The sequence below is a fragment of the Streptomyces sp. a15 genome (assembly GCF_059026085.1).
Window position 1 is genome coordinate 1 of sequence record NZ_JBWLKM010000123.1, and the last position, 20529, is coordinate 20529.

General features: G+C 70.6%; 18 protein-coding genes and 1 pseudogene. 12 read left to right on the forward strand and 7 right to left on the reverse strand.

Annotated elements, in window-relative coordinates; all coding sequences use genetic code 11:
• Together AC5P09_RS47860 and AC5P09_RS47865 are read left to right on the forward strand one after the other, a co-directional pair.
• Window positions 1-330 (forward strand): annotated as a pseudogene (locus tag AC5P09_RS47860) (heavy metal translocating P-type ATPase); the annotation flags it as partial.
• A gap of 100 nt (window positions 331-430) precedes the next feature.
• On the forward strand, window positions 431-787 hold the full coding sequence (locus AC5P09_RS47865) for an NADH-quinone oxidoreductase subunit A (protein ID WP_493879964.1): 357 nt from the start codon (window positions 431-433) through the stop codon (window positions 785-787).
• Window positions 788-1074: 287 nt separating this feature from the next.
• Here the strand turns inward: AC5P09_RS47865 and AC5P09_RS47870 are convergent, their stop codons facing one another.
• Entirely contained in the window at window positions 1075-1815 is a 741-nt protein-coding gene (locus tag AC5P09_RS47870; RefSeq protein ID WP_493879965.1) for a hypothetical protein, read from the reverse strand.
• Here AC5P09_RS47870 and AC5P09_RS47875 point away from each other — a divergent pair.
• From AC5P09_RS47875 to AC5P09_RS47905, 7 genes are all read left to right on the forward strand, one after another.
• A complete protein-coding gene (locus AC5P09_RS47875) occupies window positions 1792-2649 on the forward strand; it encodes a hypothetical protein (protein WP_493879966.1) in 858 nt (285 codons plus the stop codon). The genes AC5P09_RS47870 and AC5P09_RS47875 overlap by 24 nt on opposite strands.
• Window positions 2642-3586: an NADH-quinone oxidoreductase subunit H gene (locus tag AC5P09_RS47880; RefSeq protein WP_493879967.1), complete on the forward strand. Its 945-nt coding sequence runs from the start codon at window positions 2642-2644 to the stop codon at window positions 3584-3586. The genes AC5P09_RS47875 and AC5P09_RS47880 overlap by 8 nt, the downstream gene beginning before the upstream one ends.
• A gap of 116 nt (window positions 3587-3702) precedes the next feature.
• The gene (locus AC5P09_RS47885; RefSeq protein ID WP_493879968.1) at window positions 3703-4263 is read left to right on the forward strand and encodes an NADH-quinone oxidoreductase subunit J; all 561 of its coding nucleotides are present in this window, start codon (window positions 3703-3705) and stop codon (window positions 4261-4263) included.
• On the forward strand, window positions 4260-4565 hold the full coding sequence (locus AC5P09_RS47890) for an NADH-quinone oxidoreductase subunit NuoK (protein WP_266440361.1): 306 nt from the start codon (window positions 4260-4262) through the stop codon (window positions 4563-4565). Before AC5P09_RS47885 ends, AC5P09_RS47890 begins: the two co-directional genes overlap by 4 nt.
• Window positions 4562-6394 carry an NADH-quinone oxidoreductase subunit 5 family protein gene (locus AC5P09_RS47895; protein ID WP_493879969.1) on the forward strand — a complete coding sequence of 611 codons (1833 nt, stop codon included), beginning with the start codon at window positions 4562-4564 and terminating at the stop codon, window positions 6392-6394. Before AC5P09_RS47890 ends, AC5P09_RS47895 begins: the two co-directional genes overlap by 4 nt.
• Before the next feature lie 5 nt (window positions 6395-6399).
• Entirely contained in the window at window positions 6400-7905 is a 1506-nt protein-coding gene (locus AC5P09_RS47900; protein ID WP_493879970.1) for a complex I subunit 4 family protein, read from the forward strand.
• A complete protein-coding gene (locus AC5P09_RS47905) occupies window positions 7902-9314 on the forward strand; it encodes an NADH-quinone oxidoreductase subunit N (RefSeq protein WP_493879971.1) in 1413 nt (470 codons plus the stop codon). Before AC5P09_RS47900 ends, AC5P09_RS47905 begins: the two co-directional genes overlap by 4 nt.
• A gap of 43 nt (window positions 9315-9357) precedes the next feature.
• On the opposite strand, the gene AC5P09_RS47910 is transcribed toward AC5P09_RS47905, so the two are convergent.
• Window positions 9358-10866: an MFS transporter gene (locus AC5P09_RS47910; protein ID WP_493879972.1), complete on the reverse strand. Its 1509-nt coding sequence runs from the start codon at window positions 10864-10866 to the stop codon at window positions 9358-9360.
• Window positions 10867-10934: 68 nt separating this feature from the next.
• Between AC5P09_RS47910 and AC5P09_RS47915 the strand changes: the two genes are divergently transcribed.
• Window positions 10935-11594, forward strand: a complete 660-nt coding sequence (locus AC5P09_RS47915; protein WP_493879973.1) for a TetR/AcrR family transcriptional regulator — start codon at window positions 10935-10937, stop codon at window positions 11592-11594.
• Between the two features lie 81 nt (window positions 11595-11675).
• Here AC5P09_RS47915 and AC5P09_RS47920 read toward each other — a convergent pair whose 3' ends face one another.
• The gene (locus AC5P09_RS47920) at window positions 11676-11891 is read right to left on the reverse strand and encodes a hypothetical protein (protein ID WP_493879974.1); all 216 of its coding nucleotides are present in this window, start codon (window positions 11889-11891) and stop codon (window positions 11676-11678) included.
• A gap of 585 nt (window positions 11892-12476) precedes the next feature.
• Here AC5P09_RS47920 and AC5P09_RS47925 point away from each other — a divergent pair.
• On the forward strand, window positions 12477-13613 hold the full coding sequence (locus AC5P09_RS47925; protein ID WP_493879975.1) for a sugar ABC transporter substrate-binding protein: 1137 nt from the start codon (window positions 12477-12479) through the stop codon (window positions 13611-13613).
• 431 nt (window positions 13614-14044) lie between these two features.
• On the opposite strand, the gene AC5P09_RS47930 is transcribed toward AC5P09_RS47925, so the two are convergent.
• On the reverse strand, window positions 14045-14947 hold the full coding sequence (locus AC5P09_RS47930; protein WP_493879976.1) for an alpha/beta hydrolase: 903 nt from the start codon (window positions 14945-14947) through the stop codon (window positions 14045-14047).
• A 427-nt stretch (window positions 14948-15374) separates the two neighbouring features.
• Entirely contained in the window at window positions 15375-16604 is a 1230-nt protein-coding gene (locus AC5P09_RS47935) for an outer membrane protein assembly factor BamB family protein (RefSeq protein ID WP_493879977.1), read from the reverse strand.
• A gap of 502 nt (window positions 16605-17106) precedes the next feature.
• Here AC5P09_RS47935 and AC5P09_RS47940 point away from each other — a divergent pair.
• Window positions 17107-19680, forward strand: a complete 2574-nt coding sequence (locus tag AC5P09_RS47940) for a GmrSD restriction endonuclease domain-containing protein (RefSeq protein WP_493879978.1) — start codon at window positions 17107-17109, stop codon at window positions 19678-19680.
• A gap of 67 nt (window positions 19681-19747) precedes the next feature.
• On the opposite strand, the gene AC5P09_RS47945 is transcribed toward AC5P09_RS47940, so the two are convergent.
• Window positions 19748-20176 (reverse strand): PIN domain-containing protein, encoded by a 429-nt coding sequence (locus tag AC5P09_RS47945; protein ID WP_493879979.1) that lies wholly within the window; start codon window positions 20174-20176, stop codon window positions 19748-19750.
• On the reverse strand, window positions 20173-20421 hold the full coding sequence (locus tag AC5P09_RS47950) for a type II toxin-antitoxin system Phd/YefM family antitoxin (protein WP_493879980.1): 249 nt from the start codon (window positions 20419-20421) through the stop codon (window positions 20173-20175). The genes AC5P09_RS47945 and AC5P09_RS47950 overlap by 4 nt, the downstream gene beginning before the upstream one ends.
• Between the last annotated feature and the right edge of the window lie 108 nt (window positions 20422-20529).

The following is a 20529-nucleotide window of genomic DNA, read 5'->3' on the forward strand; positions in this document are numbered from 1 at the left end:
GCCATGGTCGGCGACGGCGTCAACGACGCGGCCGCACTGGCCACCGCCGACCTGGGCCTGGCCATGGGCACCGGCACGGACGCGGCCATCGAGGCCGGTGACCTGACCCTCGTACGCGGTGACCTGCGCGTGGCCGCCGACGCCATCCGCCTGTCCCGCCGGACCCTGGCCACCATCAAGGGCAACCTGTTCTGGGCCTTCGGCTACAACGTCGCAGCCCTGCCACTCGCCGCCTTCGGCATGCTCAACCCGATGATCGCGGGGGCGACGATGGCCTTCTCGTCGGTGTTCGTGGTGACCAACAGCCTGCGGCTGCGGTCCTTCAAGTGAGCCGCGCGGCGCGCGACTTTTGGCTGATGCCGTAACCGTCCACGGACTGCCATGCTCCCTCGCGTGGCAGCCGTGGAGGCCGATCCGTGGAAGGGGACCCGTGCAGACATCGGACTGGGAGCCGGTTCTGGCCCTCCTGGTGCTGGTTTCCGGAGCCGTCATACTGCTCCACGCTCTCTCCGTCGCCGTACGGGCGGTCCGGGAGCCGCTGCACACCGGGCCGTTCAGCGGAGGACTGGAACCTCAGGAACACGCGCTGTCCCGGTTCCACGTCCGCTGGTATCCGATCACGATGGTCTTCCTGGCCTTCGACATGGAGATGCTCTTCATGTACCCGTGGACGAAGGTCGTCTCTGCGGTGGGTACGACCGCGGTCGTCGAGATGTTCCTCTTCCTCGGCATCCTGCTGGCGGGCGTCGGTTACGCCTGGCGGGAAGGGGCGTTCCGATGGAGCTGAGACGCAGACTCGCGAGAACGGCCCTGTCCCGTCCGGGAGTTCTGCTCGCGGTCTCTCCCGGAGCCACGCGCGAACGGCTCGCCGTGGAAGGGGAACTGGGGCGCCGGGGATGGCCGTGTGTGAGCACGCCCGCGGAGGCGGATCTCCTGGTGGTCCTGGGCACCGACCGTGCGGGGGACCAGGACTGGGTCATGAACCTGTGGCGCTCCATGCCGGCGCCCAAGGCCCGGGTGCTGCTCACCGACGCCGAACAGGTCTCCAGAGTCCTCGATGACGGGCTGGCCGCGCTACGGGACGGGAGAACTCCCCGGGAGGGACACGAGGACCACTTGGGTGAGGGCCACCGGGGGCCCGGCGCTCACGGAGGGGGCATGTCCGCTGCCGACAGCGACGGCGACGGGCGTGGTGAGGCCGAGGCGCGCGAGAGCGACGCGGGTGAGCGACATGGGGGCCGGGAAGGCCACGGCGGGCACGACGGGCACGCGCACCACGAAGGGCACGAGGGCGGCGGGCATGAAGGGCACGATGCGCATGGCGGGTACGAAGGTCACGAGGCGCACGAGGCGCACAGCGAGCACGAAGAGCACGGCGAAGGCAGAGGGCACGAAGGCCACGTGACGGCCGACCGGCACGAAGGGCACAGCGAAGACAACGGGCACGAGGCACACGGCGGGCACGAAAGCCACAAGGCTCACGAGGCGCACAGCGAGCACGAAGGCCATGAGGCGCACGACGGGCAAGACGGGCACGATAGGCACGACGGGCACAGCGAAGACAGCGGGCACGAAGACCACGATGCCCACGGCGGGCACGAGGCTCATGGGCCGCACGGCGGGCACGAAAGCCACGGCGGCCACGACACCCACGCCGGACACGACGAACACGACGAACACGACGAACACGACGAACACGAGACACACGCCGAACACCACGGCCCCGACAGCCACGAATCGCACGCCGGTCACGACATGCACAGCGCTCATCACGCTCACGCAGGCCACGACATGGGCGGTGCCCACCACGGCCACGCAGGCCACGACATGGGCGGCCTCATCGCCGGCCTGCCCATGGCGGATCGCGCCGACGACAGGGACGGGCTGAGGCTCGACCAGCTGCACGTGCCGCTCGGTCCCGGCCTCGTCGACTGGCCCGCGGGGCTGGTCCTGCGCCTGACACTGCAGGGCGATGTCGTCCAAAAGATCGGCGTCGAATCAGCGGAGTCAACGGAGTCGACGGCTCCCACACCCCCACATCCCCCCTTCTGGAGCGAGCCCTGGCTCCGTGCCGTCGCGGGCGAGCGGGTGACCCACGGCGAGGCGGCGCGGCGGCTGTGCGCGGCGCATCTGGACAGTCTGGGCAGGTTCTTCGCCGTGGCGGGGTGGGCAGACATGGCCGCCCGTGCCCGGCGCGTACGGGACAGCGCACTGGCAGGGGCGGACGCCGCCGAACTCACCGCTCTCACCCGCCCCTTGATCCGCCGGGCCGAGCGCTCGCGGGCCCTGCGATGGATGACCGCCGGACTCGGACCGCTGTCTGCCAAGCACGCGGCGCATCTCGGGATCACCGGTCCCGCCCTGCTCGCGGACGGGGACGCGTACACCCGGATGCTCGTGTGGCTCGACGCGGTCGGGCGGAATGCGACCGCCTGCGACGACACCAGCACCGTGGACCAAGCGGAAGTCGTCGGCCCGCGTGGGCGTATCGACACGTCGACTCGACCGCCCTCTCGACCGCTCCTCAACGCGCTGCCCACTCTCCTGGAAGGCACCGAGTTCGCGGCCGCGCGGATCATCGTCGCGAGCCTGGACCCGGACCTCGACGAGTTGGCGTACGTTCCGGCGGCGGGGGCGGCCCATGGCTGAACGCACCCCGCTGTGGGCGGTCTTCGTCCTGCCCGCGCTGCTCGTCGCGGTCGCTCTGGTGACGGCGGGCCTCGACGCCGTACTCGCGGCCGGGGCGCGGAACGGGCGGCCGGGGTCCCTGCGTGAGGCGGCCGTCCGCGCGACGGGGCCCGGCCGCGAGGTGCTGCGGCAGCTCGTGCAGCAGCCGCGGCGGACCCGGGCGTCCGACGTACCGCTGGCCCGGATCGGAGCGGGTCTCCTTCCCGTCGCGGCGGTCCTGGCCGCCGTCGTCCTGCCGCTCGGCTTCCGGTCGGTGAGCGATCTGCCGGAGGGGATCGTCTGGTTCAACGCGATGGAGGCGTTGGCGTGGGCGGCGGTGTGGCTGGCGGGCTGGGGGCCGAACTCGGCGCTCTCACTCATCGGCGGGTACCGGTTCCTGGCCCAGGGGCTGGCGTACGAGCTGCCGCACATGCTCGCGATCACCACGGCGGCGCTGGGCGCGGAGTCGCTGCGGGTGGGCGAAGTCGTCGACGCCCAGGCCGGGTTGTGGTTCGCGGTGTGGATGCCGGTGGCTTTCGGGATCTATCTGCTGAGTGCGATGGCGATGGCGTTCTGGGGGCCGTTCGACCAGCCCGCCGGTCATGACCTCGCGGGCGGCGCGGCTTCCGAACTGTCCGGTGCGGACCGGGTGCTCTTCCTCGGTGGCCGCTGGCTCCTGCTGGTCGTTGCGGCGGCGTTCAGCGTGCCGCTCTTCCTGGGCGGCGGGCACGGGCCGCTGCTGCCCGGCTGGCTGTGGACCGTGCTCAAGACGGCAGCCGTACTGGCCTTCCTGCTCTGGGCCCGCCGCAGGGTCCCGACCCTGCGCATGGACCGCTATCTGGAGCTGACCTGGGTCGTGCTGACCCCACTGGCCATCGTGCAGGCGCTGGTCGTGGCCGTCGTGGTCCTGAACCGATGACCCCGATGACCACCCCAATGAACCCAATGAACCCAATGAACCCGATGAACCCGATGAACCCGATGAAGCCGACGAAGCCGACGAAGCCGATGACGAGAGCGAGGTGTCGTACGTAAATGGATGTCGCGGTGTTCTGGGTGCTGGCCGTCGTCGCGGTCGTCAGCGGCGTGATGGTGTTCCGCTTCGACTCCATGGCCCGGGCGACCTTCTCCCTGCTGGCCTCGCTGCTGTGCGTGGGCGGTCTGGTGGTGCTGCTGGGGCTGGACTACCTGGGCATCGTCATCGTGCTGATGATGACGATCGAGATGGCCATCATGGCGGTCTTCATGGTGATGTACATGATGAATCCGGCCGGGCTGATGCCGATGACGATGATGCACAACAAGAAGGGCGCGGCCGTCGTCTGCGGCCTTGTTTTCCTCCTCCTCGCCGCCGGGATCCTGTTCGCTCCCTGGCCCGCCCGGCGCGGAAAGGCTCCCGCCGATCCCACCATGGACCTCGGCATGTCCCTCATGGGCCCGCAGATGCTGACCATGATGACGCTGGGCATGGCCCTGTTCGCGACGATCGTCGCCACCGTGGTGCTGGCCACCCGGCGGGGACGGTACGACCGGCTCGGCGACGATCTGCGGGCGCGGCGCGCGGACGATCCCGTACGAGGCGGTGTCGGCCGGTGAGCCTGGAACTGTTCCTCCTGCTCGCCGCCGCGCTGTTCTGCGTCGGGCTGTTCGGAGCCCTCACCCAGCAGTCGATCGTGATGCTGATGATGGGCCTCGAACTGATGCTGGGCGGGGTCATCCTGGGCGCCGGGGCCGTCTGGCACTACGTCGCTCCGGCGGCGGCCGACGGGCAGGTGCTGATCGTCCTCGCCGTCACGGCGATGGCCCTGGAGATGGCGGTCGGGTTCGCCGTCGTCACCGCCCTGTTCCGCTCGCGGGAGGTCGACATGACCGACATGGCCGCGGAGTTGAAGGAGTGAGCGCCCTGCTGTGGGCGCTGGTCGCCCTGCCGCTCGGCACCGGTGTGCTGCTGCTCGTGGCGGGGCGCCGGGCCGATCGCGCCGCGCCGGCCGTGGCTCTCGCCGTGACGGCCGCCGCCCTGGGGCTCGCGATCGCCGCGGCCTTCCGGCATCCGGCCGTGCGGGCGCCGTTCCTCGACGGACTGCCGATGCGGTTCGCGGTGGACGGTCTGTCGGGGGTACTGGTGATCACGGTCACCGCCGTCACCCTGGCCGTACTCCTCTTCAGCGCGGCGGAGTTCGGCGCCGGCGAGGCCCGGGCCCGCTTCTTCGGGCTGATGCTGCTGTTCGCCGGGAGCATGCTCGCCACGGTGACCGCCGCGACCCTCCCGGTCCTGCTCATGGGCTGGGAGGTGATGGGCGCCACGTCATGGGCGCTGATCGGCTACTGGTGGCGTGACCCGGAGCGGACGAGCGCGGCCGACACCGCGTTCCTCACCACCCGTACCGCGGACCTCGGCCTCTATCTGGCGGCGGGCGCGGCGCTCGCGAGCGGCCAGGACCTGGCCCTCTCGCTCGACGGCCTCGCGCGCGCCGACGACCCGTGGCTGTCCTTCGTCACCGCCGGTCTCGTCGTCGCCGCCTTGGGCAAGTCCGCCCAACTCCCCTTCAGTTTCTGGCTGTCGAAGGCCATGCAGGGCCCGAGCCCGGTCTCGGCGCTGCTGCACTCGGCGACGATGGTCGTCGCGGGGGCGTATCTGCTGCTGCGCACCGGACCGCTGCTGGACGCCTCCGGCTGGGGTGACGACGTCGTCGCGTGGACGGGCGCCGCCACCGCGCTCGGCCTGGGGCTCGTCGCCGTGGCACAGACCGACCTCAAGCAGCTGCTGGCCGCGTCGAGTTGTGCCCAGATCGGCTTCATGGTGCTGGCCGCCGGTACCGACGCGACCTCCGGCGGCACGCTCCAACTCATCGCCCACGCGGCGGCGAAGAGCCTCCTCTTCCTCGCCGCGGGTGCCTGGCTGACCGCGCTGGGCACGCAGCGGCTCCCCGAGCTGCTCGGCGCCGCCCGCCACAGCCGGACGGTCGGCGCGGCCTTCACCGTGGCCGCGCTCACCCTGGCCGGACTCCCCCCGCTCTCGCTGTGGGCCGCCAAGGACGTGCTGCTGGCGGGAGCCCTGGAGCACAGCCCCTGGCTGTACGCCGTCGGGCTGGCCGCCGCGCTCGTCTCGGCGGTATACAGCACCAAGGCCCTCTGGTACGTCTGGCAGCGCGCGGTGCCCCGGCCCGACGCCCGCCGTATCCCGGGCGGGGCCGTGCCGCCCTTGGTCCTGCTGGCCCTCGCCTGCGTCGCGTTGACACCGCTGGCCTTCCCGCCCCTGCGTGACAGTGTCGATCGTGTCCTCGTGGCCTCCGGCCAATCCACCCCGCACGCCTGGGAACTGGCCGTCTCCGGGGGTCTGGCTCTGCTCGCGGCCGCGGCCGCCTGGACCTGGGGAACGCGCCCGCCCGCGAAGTCGCTCTTCGCGGACTGGCTGCACCTGGAACGCGCCGCGCACACCCTCCTGGTCGCCCCCGTGATGCGGCTCGCGCACCTGGCCGCCGCGGTCGACGACCGGGTCGTCGACCGTGCCGTCGACGGTTCGGCCGCGGCCGCCCTGCGCTGCGCCCGCTGGACGGACGGCGTCGTGGAGCGTGCCCTCGACGGCACGGTCACCGCCCTCGCCGCCGGTACCCGCGCGCTCGGCCGCTGGTCCCGCCGCCCGCAGACCGGCCAGCTGCACCAGTACCTCGCCCAGGCCGTCGCCGCCTTCACCGTCCTCGCCGTCGTGCTCGTCCTCGTGAGGTGACCCGCTTGCTGACCGCCCTCGTCTTCGCGCCCACGGCCGTCGCCCTGCTGCTGTTCGCACTCCCCCGCCGTACGACACCGGCGGTGTTCCGCGCCGTCTGGGTGGCGGTGTCCGCCGCCGAGCTCGCGCTGGTCGTCGCCCTGTGGGCCGGGTACGACACGGGCGGCGGCATGCAGTACGAGGAGCGCGCCCGCTGGATCCCGAGCGCCGGCGTCGGCTACCACGTCGGCGTCGACGGGCTCTCCCTGCCGCTGCTCGCCCTCACCTGCCTCCTCTTCCTGGCCTGCGCGCTGTACTCCCTGCGCGAGAACCGCCGCATCCGCGAGTTCGCCGCGCTGTTCCTCTTCCTCCAGACCACCTGCCTGGGCCTGTTCGCGGCCCTCGACCTGATCCTGTTCTTCGTCTTCTTCGACCTGTCCATCGTGGCGATGTACTTCGTCATCGCGGGCTGGGGCCACCGGCAGGCGGCCCGGGCCGCGCTGAAGTTCTTCCTCTACACCTTCGTCGGTTCACTCGCCCTGCTGCTCGGCTTCATCGGCCTGTACCTGGCCGCGTCGCCGCACACCTTCGACATGGTCGAGCTGACCGAGCAGAACCCGCTCGCCGGGCGCTCCGTCTACGGCGCGTTCGTGCTCCTCGCCGTCGTGGTCGGCCTGGCGGTGAAGACCCCGACGGTGCCCTTCCACACGTGGCTGCCGCCGGCCCACGTCGAGGCACCCGCCGCCGGCTCGGCCATCCTCGCCGGGGTGCTGCTGAAGATGGGCACGTACGGCTTCGTCCGCATCGCCATGCCCATGCTCCCGGAGGCCTGGCGGCGCTACGCGATCGTCCTGGTCGTCATCGGCGTCATCTCGATCCTCCACGGCGCCCTGGTCGCTCTCGCCCAGACCGACTTCAAGCGGATGGTCGCCTACACCTCCGTGAACCACATGGGGTACGTCGTCCTCGCGGTCGGCGCCGCGGCGGCCACGGCGGACAGCTCCGAGCAGGCCCGCTCGCTCGCCGTCACCGGAGCGGTGACGCAGATGGTCAGCCACGGACTTCTCACCGGCGCGCTGTTCCTGCTCGCCGGGGTGCTGTACGAGCGCGGACGGACGTACGACATGGGCGCCTACTCCGGACTCGCCGCCGCGGCCCCGGCCTTCGCCGCCCTGACCGGCGTCGCGGCCTTCGCCTCCCTCGGGCTGCCCGGCTTCTCCGGCTTCATCGCCGAGTTCCAGATCTTCACCGGCAGCCTCGGACCACGCCCCGTGGCCACGGCGCTCTCGGTGCTCGGCATCCTCCTCACGGCCGGGCTGTTCCTGCGCGCGCTGCGGCAGATCTTCACGGGGCCGCTGCGGCTGCCCGACGCGCCGGGCACGCCCCGGGTGTTCCCCGACATCCGCGCGCACGAGGCCCTGGCCGTCGTACCCCTGCTCGTCCTGGCCGTCGTCCTCGGCGTGGCACCACGCTTCCTGCTCGACGTCATCGAGCCGGCCTCCCGGTCCGTCCTGGAGCTGCTCGCCCGATGACCGAGATGAACGAGAACCCGCTCGACCTCCTCCCCGAGGTCCTGCTCGCCGCGTCCGCCGTGCTCGGTCTGCTACTCGGCTCCTGGCTGCCGCGCGCCCGGCAGTGGGCCGTCGGTCTGCTGGCGGTGCTCGCCTGCGTGGCCGGGATCGTGGCCGCCTCGGTGGCCGCCGCCGAGCCCGCCACGACCGCCTTCGGCGAGGCCTTCACCGTCGACCCGGTCACCAGCACCTCCCGGATCGTGGTCCTCGCCGGCACGCTCCTCGTCCTCGCCGTCTCCTTCGGCCCCCTGCGCGGGGACCCGCGGGAGAGCGAGTTCTACGTTCTGCTCCAACTGGCCGCGCTGGGCGCGCTGATGATGGCCGGAGCGCAGGACCTGCTCCTCCTCGCCGCCGCCTACCTGCTGGCCAGCATCCCCGCCTACACCCTCGCCGGGTTCCGCAAGGACGGGCCGGGCACCGAAGCCGCCCTGAAGTTCTACGTGATCGGCGCCCTGCTCGGCGTACTCCTGCTGACCGGGATCACCGTCCTGTACGCGGCGGGGCGCGGCACCGGTTACCCGATGCTCGGGGAGGCCTTCCGCGACGCGCCCGAGGCGCTGCTGGCGACCGGGGCGATCGGGCTGCTGGCGGGTGTCCTGTTCAAGGCGGGCGGCGTGCCCGCGCACTTCTGGGTGCCCGACGCCGTGCAGGGCAGTAGCCCTCCGGTGGCGGCGCTCCTCACCACCATCCCGAAGATCGGGGCACTCGCCGCGCTCTTCCGCCTCGGCGAGGCGGTCTTCGCGGACAGCACGCTGCCGTGGGCCGCGCTCGTCTCGGTCCTCGCGGCCGCGTCCATGACGCTCGGCAATCTCGGCGCGTTCTTCCAGCAGGACGTCAAGCGGCTGCTCGCCTACTCGACGATCAGCCAGGTGGGGTACCTGCTCATGCCGGTGGCCGTCGCCGGACGCTCGGACCTCGCCCAGCAGGCGCTGCTGTACTACCTCGCGGCGTACACGGTCACGAACCTCGGCGCCTTCGCCATCGTCTGCGCGCTGCCGCGTGCGCAGACACTGGACGACTATCGAGGACTGGCCCGGGAACGTCCGCTGCTCGCCGCGAGCCTGGTCGTCTGTCTCCTGGGCTTGGTCGGCACTCCGCCCACCGCCGTCTTCCTCGGCAAACTCGAAGCCTTCAGTGCCGTGTTCGACGGCGGCTACGCCTGGCTCGCCGCGCTGGCCGCCGCGAACACCGTGGCTTCTCTCTTCTACTACCTGCGGTGGATCGTGCCCGCGGTCTCGCGGGGCGGTGGCTCGTCGTCGGCGGCGGTCGAGGGGGACCGGACGGCTCGCGTCGTGGCGTACGCCGCCGCGGCGGTCTCAGTCGGGCTCGGCCTGGCGGCCGGGCCCGTCCTGGACGCCCTGGCGGCGTGACGCGCTGCTCCCCCTCCCCCTGAAGGCACCGATTCCCTGCCGGTCAGTGGGCCATGACCGGCCCTTGCGACGGGTCCGGCCGCCCCGCAGGCAACAGCAGCGCACCCAGGGCGGCGACCACCGCGGCGATGATCGCGCACGCGGTGAAGGCATTGTCGAAGCCGCCCGTTCCTGCCACCGCACCCGCGCCTGCACCTGCGCCACCGCCCTCCAGGCTCGCCCCGGCGATGGTCGAGATCACGGCGACACCGAGCGCCGCGCCGAGCTCGTGCGAGGTGCTCACCAGGCCGGAGGCCAGACCCATGTCCTCGTGCGGCAGCCCGTTCATCGCGGCGGTGGTGGCGCAGACGAAGGCGGTCCCGAGGGCGAGCGACAGCAGCACGAACCCAGGGACGAGCTCCGTCCACACGCCGCTGTCCGCGTCCAGGCGGGTCAGCAGCGCGGCGCCCACCGCGGTCAGCGCGAAGGCGACCACGCCCACGGGGCGCCAGCCCAGCCGTGTCACGAGGTGTGAGGCCGCGTGCGCCCCGATCGTGATGGCGACGGCGACCGGCAGGAAGACCAGCCCCGTCTTCAACGCGCTGAATCCCAGGACGTGCTGGACGTAGAACGAGCTGAGGAAGAAGCTCGCGATGAGCAGTCCGGAGGCGGCCAGCATGACCACGCTCCCGCCGACCAGCGAGCGCCGCGCGAAGATCGCAAGCCGTACGAGCGGTTCGCGCACCCGGCGCTCGACCACCACGAAGGCGACCGCCGACAGCAGGGCACCGAGCAGGGGCAGCCAGGCGCCAGGCGCGTCGAAGCCGTCGTCGCGGGCCTGGACCAGCCCGTAGATGAGCAGGCCGGGTGCGGCCGTGAGGGTGAGCGCCCCCGGAAGGTCGAGCGAGCCGCCCCCACCGGAAGGAGCCACCAGCTCACGGGAGTTGCCGAGCAGCGCCGGCACGCCGACGAGCGCGACCAGTCCCACCGGCACGTTGATGAAGAACACCCACTCCCAGCCGGGCCCGGACACGAACACCCCGCCGAGCAGCACTCCCACGGCGGATCCGGCGCCGCCGATCGCGGCCCAGACGCCGAGGGCCTTGTTCCGGTCGGGCCCGTGGAACAGGGCCGTGACGAGGGCCATCGCGGCCGGTGACATCAGGGCCGCGCCGACACCCTGTGCCGAACGGGCGGCGATGAGCATCCCGCCGCCCGCCGCGAGCCCGGACGCTATGGACGCGGCGGTGAAGACGGTCAGCCCGGCGAGGAAGGCCCGCAGCTTGCCGACCGCGTCCGCGAGCCGCCCGCCGAGCAGCAGCAGGCTGCCGAAGAACAGGGTGTACGCGGTGACGACCCAGGTGAGTCCCGAGCCGTCGAGATCGAGGTCCTCGCCGATGGTCGGCAGGGCGACGTTGATGACGGTCACGTCCGCGATCAGCATGAACTGGGCGAGGCAGAGCAGGGCCAGCAGCCGCCAGCGGTGTGGATGCCGGGCCGGCAGGCCGGCGGCGTGGGCATGGGCATGGGCATGGGCGTGGGCGTGGGCGTGCGAATCAGGAGAAGCACTCATGAACTGAACGGTACAGTTCATGAGAACTGAACTCAACTGTTCAGTTCAGTTGGCGATAGGATACGGCCATGAAGCACGAGGCAGCCGACGCCAAGCGCCCCCCTTCCGGAGCGCGGGCCGAGCAGAAGCGAGCGGCGATCATCGCGGCCGCACGGGAGACGTTCCTCAAGGAGGGCTTCTCGGCCGGCATGGACCTGATCGCCGCGCAGGCGGGCGTGTCCAAGGTGACCGTCTACAACCACTTCGGCAGCAAGGAAGCCCTGTTCACCGCCGTCGTCGCCGACGCACTGGACGCCCCGCTCAGCGGCACCCTGGCCCCCGCCATCGATCAGCTCGCCGAGGCGGACGACCTGCGCAAGGCCCTCACCGAGGCGGCCCAGGCCTGGGTCAAGGAAGTCCGCGAGAACCCCGACGTCCTGGCCATGCGCAACCTGGTCGCCCGCGAACTGCACCGCTTCCCCGACCTGGGCGCCGCCTGGCAGCACCAGGCCCCCGGAGGCCACCACCCGGCCATGGCCGGCGCCCTGGAACACCTCGTGGCCAAGGGCCGCCTCACGATCCCCGACATCGAGGTGGCCATCATCCAGCTCTACTCACTGCTGCTCTTCCCGCACCTGGTCTTCAGCACGTACGGCACGGAGATCAACCCCGACCTGACCGGCCGGCTGATCGCACACGGGGTGGAGATGTTCCTGGACCACTACTCGTACCGGCCGAGCAACGAGTGAACGCCGTCGATGGAGCTCACCGGGGCCGTTGACGGACACCGTGGAGCCGGATAAGCATCGGCGCGTCCGGCGACGGGCCCGTCAGACTCCCAGCCGCTCAAGGAGCCGGAAGACCGGCCCCTCCGCGAAATCGGTGTCCTCCACGGCGAAGACCTCGACGAGGCCGGCCGGGTCGGGGGTGAGTCCCGCCTCTCGCGCCCGGGCGGCCGCGGCGCGCGCGGCCGCCCCCGGGAGCGGGAACTCGGCGTCGAAGTCCTCGTCGCCGTCCTCGCAGTAGGCCTCGGCGGCCGCGCGCACCAGGCAGGCCCGCCAGTTGCCGCCGCCAGTGGAGTGGCCCTCGACGAAGACCGTGTCGCTGTATGGGGCGTTGCCATGTCGGTGGGGGACGGGGAGCCGCCCCGTGTCCTCACGAAGAAGGTGACTCGACCGGCGGCGTCAGGCGTCCCGATCGGGAGGAGGCCAGGGACATGCCGCCCTCCCAGGGCTGCGGGGAACCGCTGCCTCAGCGGTCAGCTGCTTCGAACGACTCGCACGGCCGACACGATCGACTCACCCGCTTCGGGCATCACCGAGCCGTACGTATGGCGCAGGACGTGGAAGCCGCATCGCCGTACCGGACGCATCGCCATCCACCCGGGCGTCGTAGCCCAGCTCTTCGCACGCTCCCGCGCGGAACCCGCCTCGACCGGATCCACCCTCATGAGCGGGACGACGTACTCGCGCTGATGGCCGAGGAGTTGGGCAACAGCACCGTCGTCGAGCGGCTCGTTGTGATTGCTGTTGCGATCTCGTCGCCTGGAACCCTTGACGCTGAACGCGCCTACGCGTTGGCTTTCACCACCTGGTCGCCAGGCTGCTCTCTAGCCCCGGAAGGCACCTGTAGTGAACGCTGCACCCATCCTCCACTCCACCGCGCGTCGTTTTCCCCTGGTCGTGGCCGTCTCCACGTCGGCCCTGTTGCTCACCGCGTGCGGCGCCATCGAGGGCATCGCCGGGAGCGACAGCTCTGTGAGCCCGAGCAAAGGCGACGACATCACGGTGGGTCTTCTCCTGCCCGACAAGGAGACGAGACGCTTCGAGAAGTTCGACTACCCCCTCATCAAGGAACGGGTTGCCTCCCTCACCAAGAAGAAGGGCACGGTCCGCTACGCCAACGCCGGCGCGAGCGCGGCCAAGCAGAGCCGGCAGTTCGACGAGATGATCGACGCCAAGGTGGACGTGATCCTGGTGGACGCGGTCGACGCCAAGGCCATCTCGTCCGACGTCCAGAAGGCCAAGGACGCGGGCATCCCTGTCATCGCCTACGACCGGCTCGCTCAGGGACCGATCGACGCGTACGTCTCGCACGACAACGAGCTCGTCGGCCAGGTGCAGGGCCGCGCCATCGTCGGGGCACTCGGCGACGAGTCCAAGACCAGCAAGATCGTCATGATGAACGGCTCGCCCGCCGACCCGAACACAGAGCTGTTCAAGACAGGCGCGCACAGCGAGTTGGACGGCAACGTCATCATCGCCAAGGAGTACTACACGAAGGAATGGCTGCCGTCGGTCGCCAAGACGAACATGGCGAAGGCGATCCAGGCCGTCGGGCTCGACAACATAGCCGCCGTCTACTCGGCGAACGACGGGATGGCAGGCGCCGTCATCGACGCGCTGAAGAAGGCGGGAGCGAGCAAGATCCCACCGGTGACCGGGCAGGACGCCGATCTGGCCGCGCTGCAGCGGATCGTCTCCGGCGAGCAGTACATGACCGTGTACAAGCCGTTCCTGCTGGAGGCGGACAACGCCGCGGAGCTGGCCGTGGCCAAGGTCCAGGGCCACTCGATCGAGTTCGACGCGCTGACCCCCGCCTCCGTCGACAGCCCGACGGAGAAGGGCATCCGGTCCAACCTGGTCCCGGTGGTCGCCGTCACGAAGGACAACATCAAGGAAACGGTGATCCATGACGGCGTCTACACCGTCAAGGACATCTGCACCCCGCAGTACGCGGCGGACTGCGCGGCGATCGGGCTGAGGTAGCGAGAACGGGTGCGCGAGCGAGGCACTCCGCCGGGGCCCGCGTCGGCGACGTCCCCGACCGGACCGGGCGGCCGTGCCCCGCTCGACGACCTCCTCACGTTCGCATGACGTCCCTCATCAGGGAATGAGTTTGTAGACCTTGCAGTCCGCGCACCCCTTGTGCTCAGTACTCGGTCCCGCAACTCCGCGTCCAGAACGCGGGCTGGGCATGTTCGCCTTCAACACCCTGTACAGGGCCGCCACCCACCCACCTTGGCAGCGAGCTCCGGCGCGCTGCCCCGGCGGCTGTTTCGGGCCCTGGAACAGGGACCGCGGAAACGCCCTCCTACTCGACGACGGCCCCCGGCCCAGTTCCTCCCGCGCGGCCTGTCGCTTTCCCCACCCACGGAGATCGCTGCCACGCCGGCAAGGCCCGGACAATCCTGGCGCTGTCAGGTGCTGAGTGCGGTCCGCAGGGTGGCGGCCATCAGCTCTATGGCTTCCTTCCCTGCCGGTACCGGGCCGGTGTGCGTGAAGTAGTGGTCGACGCCCTCGAAGACACGGTGGGTGACCGGGACGCCCGCGGCGTCCAGGGCCTTGGCGTAGGCGTCGCCCTCGTCGCGCAGGCGATCGTTCTCCGCGGTGATGACCAGGGCGGGCGGCAGTCCGGCGAGGTCGTCGGCCAGCCCGGGCGAGACGAGGGGATGGGCGCGGTCGGCGGAGTCCGGGACGTAGGCGGCGGTGAAGACCCGCATGAGGTGAGGGGTCAGCAGCGGCTTGGCGATCGGGGAATGCTTGGTGGCGGGGTCGGCGACCTGGTTGAGCGGAGCGGAGTCGATGATCTGGAGCCGGGGCGTGAAGGTGCCGCGGTCGCGGGCGGTGCGGCAGACCGCGGCGGTCAGGCTGGCCCCGGCGCTGTGTCCGCCCACGGCGAGTCGCGAGCCGTCCCAGCCGTTGGCGGGGCCGTTCTCGGCGACCCACGCGGTGACGTCGTACGCCTGGGTGACGGGGGCGGGGAACCGCCGCTGCGGGGCGACGGCGTAGTCCACGTTGATCACGACGCAGCCGGCCGTGGCGGCTATGTAGCGGCAGATGTGGTCGTCCTGCTCGGGACGGGCGACGACGAAGCCGCCGCCGTGGAAGTTGACGTACACGGGGGCGAGGGCGTCGGTGGAGTCGGTGGTGGCCGGCGGGCGATAGACGGTGCACGTCACCGGTCCGGCGCCGGTCTCCACCTGGAGGGATTCGGTGCGCTTCGGGATGTCGGTGAAGCGCAGGTCCTTGTGCACGCGGGACATCATGCCGCCGAGCAGCAGCTGGATACCTCTGGCCTGGATTCCGGGACTGAATGGCATGGTCTGGTCCGCCCATCGCTGCAACGCTGCAACTTTAAACTAACAGGATTCCTGATAATGGACGGTCATCCCGTGTCGCGCAACGGTGGGCGGCGTACCACTTTCGAACGGGAGTACTGGGTGACGGCCAGGTCTGCAACGGCCGAGGCGCTCGGTGGCCGCGGATCTTGCCGTCGAGGCGGCGGCGCTGGCTCCAGCGGGCGGCGACGGTGGACTCGTCATCGAGGAGCCGGTGGGGGCAGCGGACCGAGATGCGAACCGAACCTCGGCACGGTCGCAGCGGCGGTGGCACTCTCGGGTGGAGTTCCTCGAAGCCTCCGCTCACCGGCCGGAGTGTTGCCCATCGGCAGCCTCCCCATCGGTCCAGGACGTGACGGGACCGCAGGTCAGATTCCCGCCGCCGCCACGCTGTCCGCTGCCCGTCGGCTCAGACGGCCGGCAGCGCGTACAGCCGCTTGTCGTGCATCACAGCCAGCCGCTTGCCCGCCGCGACCACGTACCACTTCTCGATCTCACCGGTGCTGTCGTTGTACGTCCAGCGCAGCTTCCCGGTCGCCGTGTCAAAGGCGTGCACGCCGCCGTTCTTGTCGTGCTCGGTCGCGCCGTACAGCGTGCCGCCCACCTTGGCGTACTGCCACGCCTCCGCGGCCGAGCCCACCAGATCCTCGTTGTGCCAGATCTCCTTGCCCGTACCGGCGTCCACCGCCCACATGCTGTACGCGCTGTCGGAAGCGTAGAGCACCCCGTCCAGTACCTGCGGATCGTTGAACCAGGTGGCCTTCTCATTCGCCAGCGACCAACGCTCCGTGCCCGCGGCCAACGCGAACGCCCGCAGCCGCTGCCCGTCCGGCACGATCATCAGGTCCTCGTGCACGGCGAAGCGGTAGTAGTTGGACCTGCCGATCTTCTTCGTCCAGAGCTGCCGGCCCGTCGTCGTGTCGCGGACGGTCACGTTCTTCCGGAAATCGGTGTACGCGAGCCGCCCGCCGACGACCGCGGCGGTGATGCCGAACTCCTCGGTCCCCTTGTCACGCTGCTCACGCCAGGCGATCTTGCCGGAGGTGGTGTCGATCGCGGCGATCACGTTGGTCGGCGACGAGAGGTCCTCCTCCAGGATCCCGGCGAGGACGTAGACGTGCCGGTCGTCGGCCGCGATGGGGCGCGGCTGCTCGTACTCCTCGCCCAGGCGGCTGCGCCAGGTCTCCTTCCCCGTGGCCGGATCGAGCCCCACCACGTCGCCGTCATACTCGGCACTGGCGAGATAGAGCGTCCCACCGCCGGTGATCAGCTTGGCACCGGGAATGGTGACGCCCGGCCGTGACCACTTCTCCTTACCGCTGACGACGTCACGCCCCACCAACGGGTCACCCGACACCACGACCGTGTCCCCGACGACCGCGAGCGCGTGGATCCCGGCCAGGTTGTCGTTCCCTGTCTCCTGCCGCCACAGCGGCTTGGGCGCGGCACCCGGGGACGGGGTGGCGAACCCGTCACCGCCCTTGTCCCCGGCGGCAGTTGCGCCACCGCCCGACCCGCCTGTTTCCCCCTCGGGGCTGCACCCCCATGCCCCTGCCCCCAGTACGGCCAGCCCGAGCCCTGTACCGGCCAGCCTGAGCGCCTGCCTGCGTGACACCGCGTGCCCGTCACGTCGATCCATGCCTGTTCCCCGTTTCCCCGTTGTCGCCCGGATGTCGCCGACGCCCCCTCGGACGTCTCGAGCCCGGTCAGGCTAGCCGTCGGATTTCGGCCAGCCGCCGGGCGGTACCCAACCGGGACGCGTCCGTGAAACTCCTGTCACACAAGATCAGCTACTCCAGGCCTCCTGGCGCTGAGAAGGCGTCACATTGCGCCTGTCTCGCACTGGGCGGCGGCTGCGTGAAGGTGGGGGAGGTGTCTGACCCGCGCAACGGCCTTGCTTGAGCCTGCAGACGGCCCCAGCCGCACGACGGGCCACGCGCAGTAGATGTCGTCGGGTCGAGGCCCTCGGCGAGCAGCCAGAGCGCCTCGTGCTGGCTTTCCGGCATCAGCACGGCGCTTACGCACTGTGGTGCGCGTGCTGGACAAGCGCTGAAGCATTTCCGTGACTGTCAGTGGGAGGCGAGGCCCTATCGTCGTTCCCACGTGCCACGACCGCATCAACTGCCAAGGGGGGGACCACGATGCAGGCGAAGGAGACGCTGTTCGCCGATCTCGTGCAGGGGAGGGCCCAGCAGTTCCAGGTGCCGCTCTATCAGCGGACGTACTCCTGGACGGAGAAGCAGCTCGGACAGCTGTGGAGCGACATCCTGGAGCAGGCCGAGCTGATCGAGCGCGGCGAGAAGGCGAACACGCATTTTCTGGGGTCCGTCGTGCTCGCGCCGTCGCCGCAGAACGAGGCGACGTTCCCGCGTTGGCTCGTCGTCGACGGCCAGCAGAGGCTGACGACGCTCTCCCTCGCCCTGGCCGCGATCCGCGATCACATCAGGGACGCCCAGCCCGACGAGGCCGAGCGTATCGGCGAGGAATACCTGATCAACAAGCGGAAGAACGGCAGCGACCATTTCCGGCTGCTGCCGACCCAGGCGGACCGGCCGCAGTTCGCCGCGCACATCCGCGGCCCGCTCACGGAACAGGCCGCCGGCGGCGGTGTCGCAGCGGCCTACACCTTCTTTCGCCGCAAGCTGGTCGAGGCGGCCGATCCTGCCGCCCCGCAGGACGTGTTCCGCATCGAGCAGGCCATCACCTCGCGGCTGACGCTGGTGGCGGTGACCGCCGAGCGCGGCGACAACGTGCACCGCATCTTCGAGTCCCTGAACAACACCGGGCTCAAGCTCAGCCAGGCGGACCTGCTGCGCAACTACCTGTTCATGAAGCTGCCCACCCGCGGTGAGCATGTGTACGAGACCTACTGGCTGCCGCTGCAGGACAGCCTGAGCAACGAAGAGCTGGAACAGCTCATGTGGCTGCAGTTGGTCCTCGACGGCGACGACCGGGTACGCCGCCAGGACCTCTACGCGGCTCAGCAGCAGCGCTTCGAGCGCGGCAAAGCGAGCGAGGAGGAGATCGAGGCCTACATCAGGGAGTTGCACCGCAGTGCCGCTCTCTTCCGCCGCCTGCTGCACCCCGAGGAGGAGTCGGACACATCGGTCCGCGCCCATCTGCGCCGCTTGGACGCCTGGCAGGCCCAAGTCACCTATCCCGCGCTGATGCTGCTGCTCGACCGGCGCGAGCGAAGGGCCCTCGACTCCTCGGACACGGCCCGCGCGATGTCGTACATCGAGAGCTTCCTGGTGCGCCGGATGATCTGCCGAGTGCCGCCCAACAACCTCAACAGGATCTTCCAGGCCGTGCCCGGGCAGCTTCCGCTCGACGTGCCCGTCGCCGACGGACTGCACCAGTTGCTCTCCGCCGACAACCGTTTCTGGCCCGCCGACGACGAGCTCCGCGAGAAGATCCAGAAGGCACCCTTCTACCAGTTCGGACGGCCACAGCAGCGCAAGATGGTGCTACAGCGGCTGGAGGAGAGCTACGAACATCCGGAGCCGGTGGACTTCGCCGCCGCGCAGCTCACCATCGAGCACGTCATGCCGCAGTCGCCCGGCGACGAGTGGCTCCGGATGCTGGGCGAGGATGTGGCCGACGGAGAGCGCGCGGAGGACCTGCACTCCCGGTTGCAGCACACCCTCGGCAACCTGACGCTCACCGCGGTCAACTCGGAGCTGTCGAACCACCCCTTCGAGCGCAAACAGGGCCTGCTCCAAGGCAGCCACCTGGAGATGAACCGCCGCATCGCCGCCACCGAACGGTGGGGCGCAAAGGAAATCCTCGCCCGCGCCGACGAACTCGCCGACCGTGCGGTCGCGTTGTGGCCGGCCCCGCTGCGCGGAGTCGGCCGCGCGGAGCGCAGCCGGGACTGGCACCTGGCGCACCAAGTGCTCGCGGCACTCCCCCACGGCACGTGGACGTCGTACGGGGATCTCGCCGCGTTCCTCGGCTCCGGAGCCCAGGCCGTGGGCAACCACCTGGCGGGAACACCGGGGGTGGGCAACGCGTACCGGGTGCTCACCTCCGAGGGCAGGGTCTCCGAGGGATTCCGCTGGACATCCGGGGACGAGGGCGGCGACGTCCGTTCCCGGCTGACCGCCGACGGCATCCGGTTCACGGTGGCCGGATCCGCCGATCCGGTCCAGCGTCTCACCGCCGACGACCTCGCTCTGCTGGTCACTGAGGACGACGACCGGACTGAGGGCGAGGACACCGCACAGCGGACGCCGGGCGGCAGCCAGGGCGAGGAGACGCGCGCCGACCGGTTCTTCCGCCAGCTCGCGGCGGACGACTCCCCCGAGACGGTCGAGGCGGTACGCGCGCTCTTCGCCCACTGGGAGAAGCTCGGCGGCTGGATCGGGCACGGGGCGGGCCAGGTCATGACGAGCGCGTTCCTCATGCTCGGGGAGGCGGGCGCGCCCGGCCGCGGCATCTGGCCGCTGACGCTCTACCCGGGCGGCGGGCGGGGCGGCACGGCAGAGGTGGTGTTCCAGTACCTGGCCGCACGCGAACCGTTCACCGACCGGGCACTGCGCGCCGAACTCCTCGCCCGCCTCAACGAATTGGAGGGCGTCGACATCCCGGAGGGCAAGCTGGAGCTGCGCCCCAACTTCCGTCTGTCACTGCTGGAGAAGGACCGCAACCGCGAACTGCTCGCCGAGACCCTGGCGTGGTTCCGGGGCCGCTGGGAGAGCCGGGACACTGCCTGAGCGCACGGGCGGCGTCTCTCCTGGTCCTCGTCCGACCAGGAGAGACGCCGACAGCGGTGCGGACAAGTCAGAGATCGTCCGGGAGCAGCCGGAAGGCGGGGTGACCCGTCAGCGGGCGGAGCATGCGGAAGTGGCGGCGGTCCAGTGTGAGGATTGCGTCCGTGTGGTATTGGGCCGCCATCACCACGTTCATCGTGTCCGTGAGCCCGATCTGTGGGTACCGGTGCATGGTGACCAGCGCGGTGGACAGGTGCGGTTCGATTTCCGGGACCGCGTAGCGGCGTACCGCGACACAGTCGCGGATGTGGGCGAGCGCCGTCTGGGCGGCCTCGGGCCCGACGCGCGTACTCAGCAAGTAGTCGAGTTCCGCGAGCACCAGCGGTGTCACCACAAGGTGGGACGCGGTGGCCACGGCCTTGTGGCAGGCCCCGTGTTCGGGTGCGTCCGCGTCGAAGAGCGAGTACAGACCCGACGTGTCGGCGATCAGTACGGTCACTCGCCGAACCCCTCCAGGTAATCCCCACGCCCGGCCGACCAGTCGATCGGCGAACCACTGTGGAACACGGGGATGCCGACGTCCCCCATCGGATCCGTGGGATACGGCGGGACCGCCTCATCCGTGACGGGCGACAGTATGGCGACCGGGCGCCCGTTCTTGGTCACGGTGATCCGCTCGCCGCGCTCGGCGGCGGCGAGGATCTTCGAAGCATTCTGATTGAACTCGCGAGCGGTCGTCTCCATGTACTACACGGTACTACGGTGCGAGCGCGTACGTGAGGTGGGCCGCCGGGCGAGGTGCCAGCCTGTGGGGCTGGTCCTGTTCCCAGCGGCCTCCTCCCGAACCCGTCG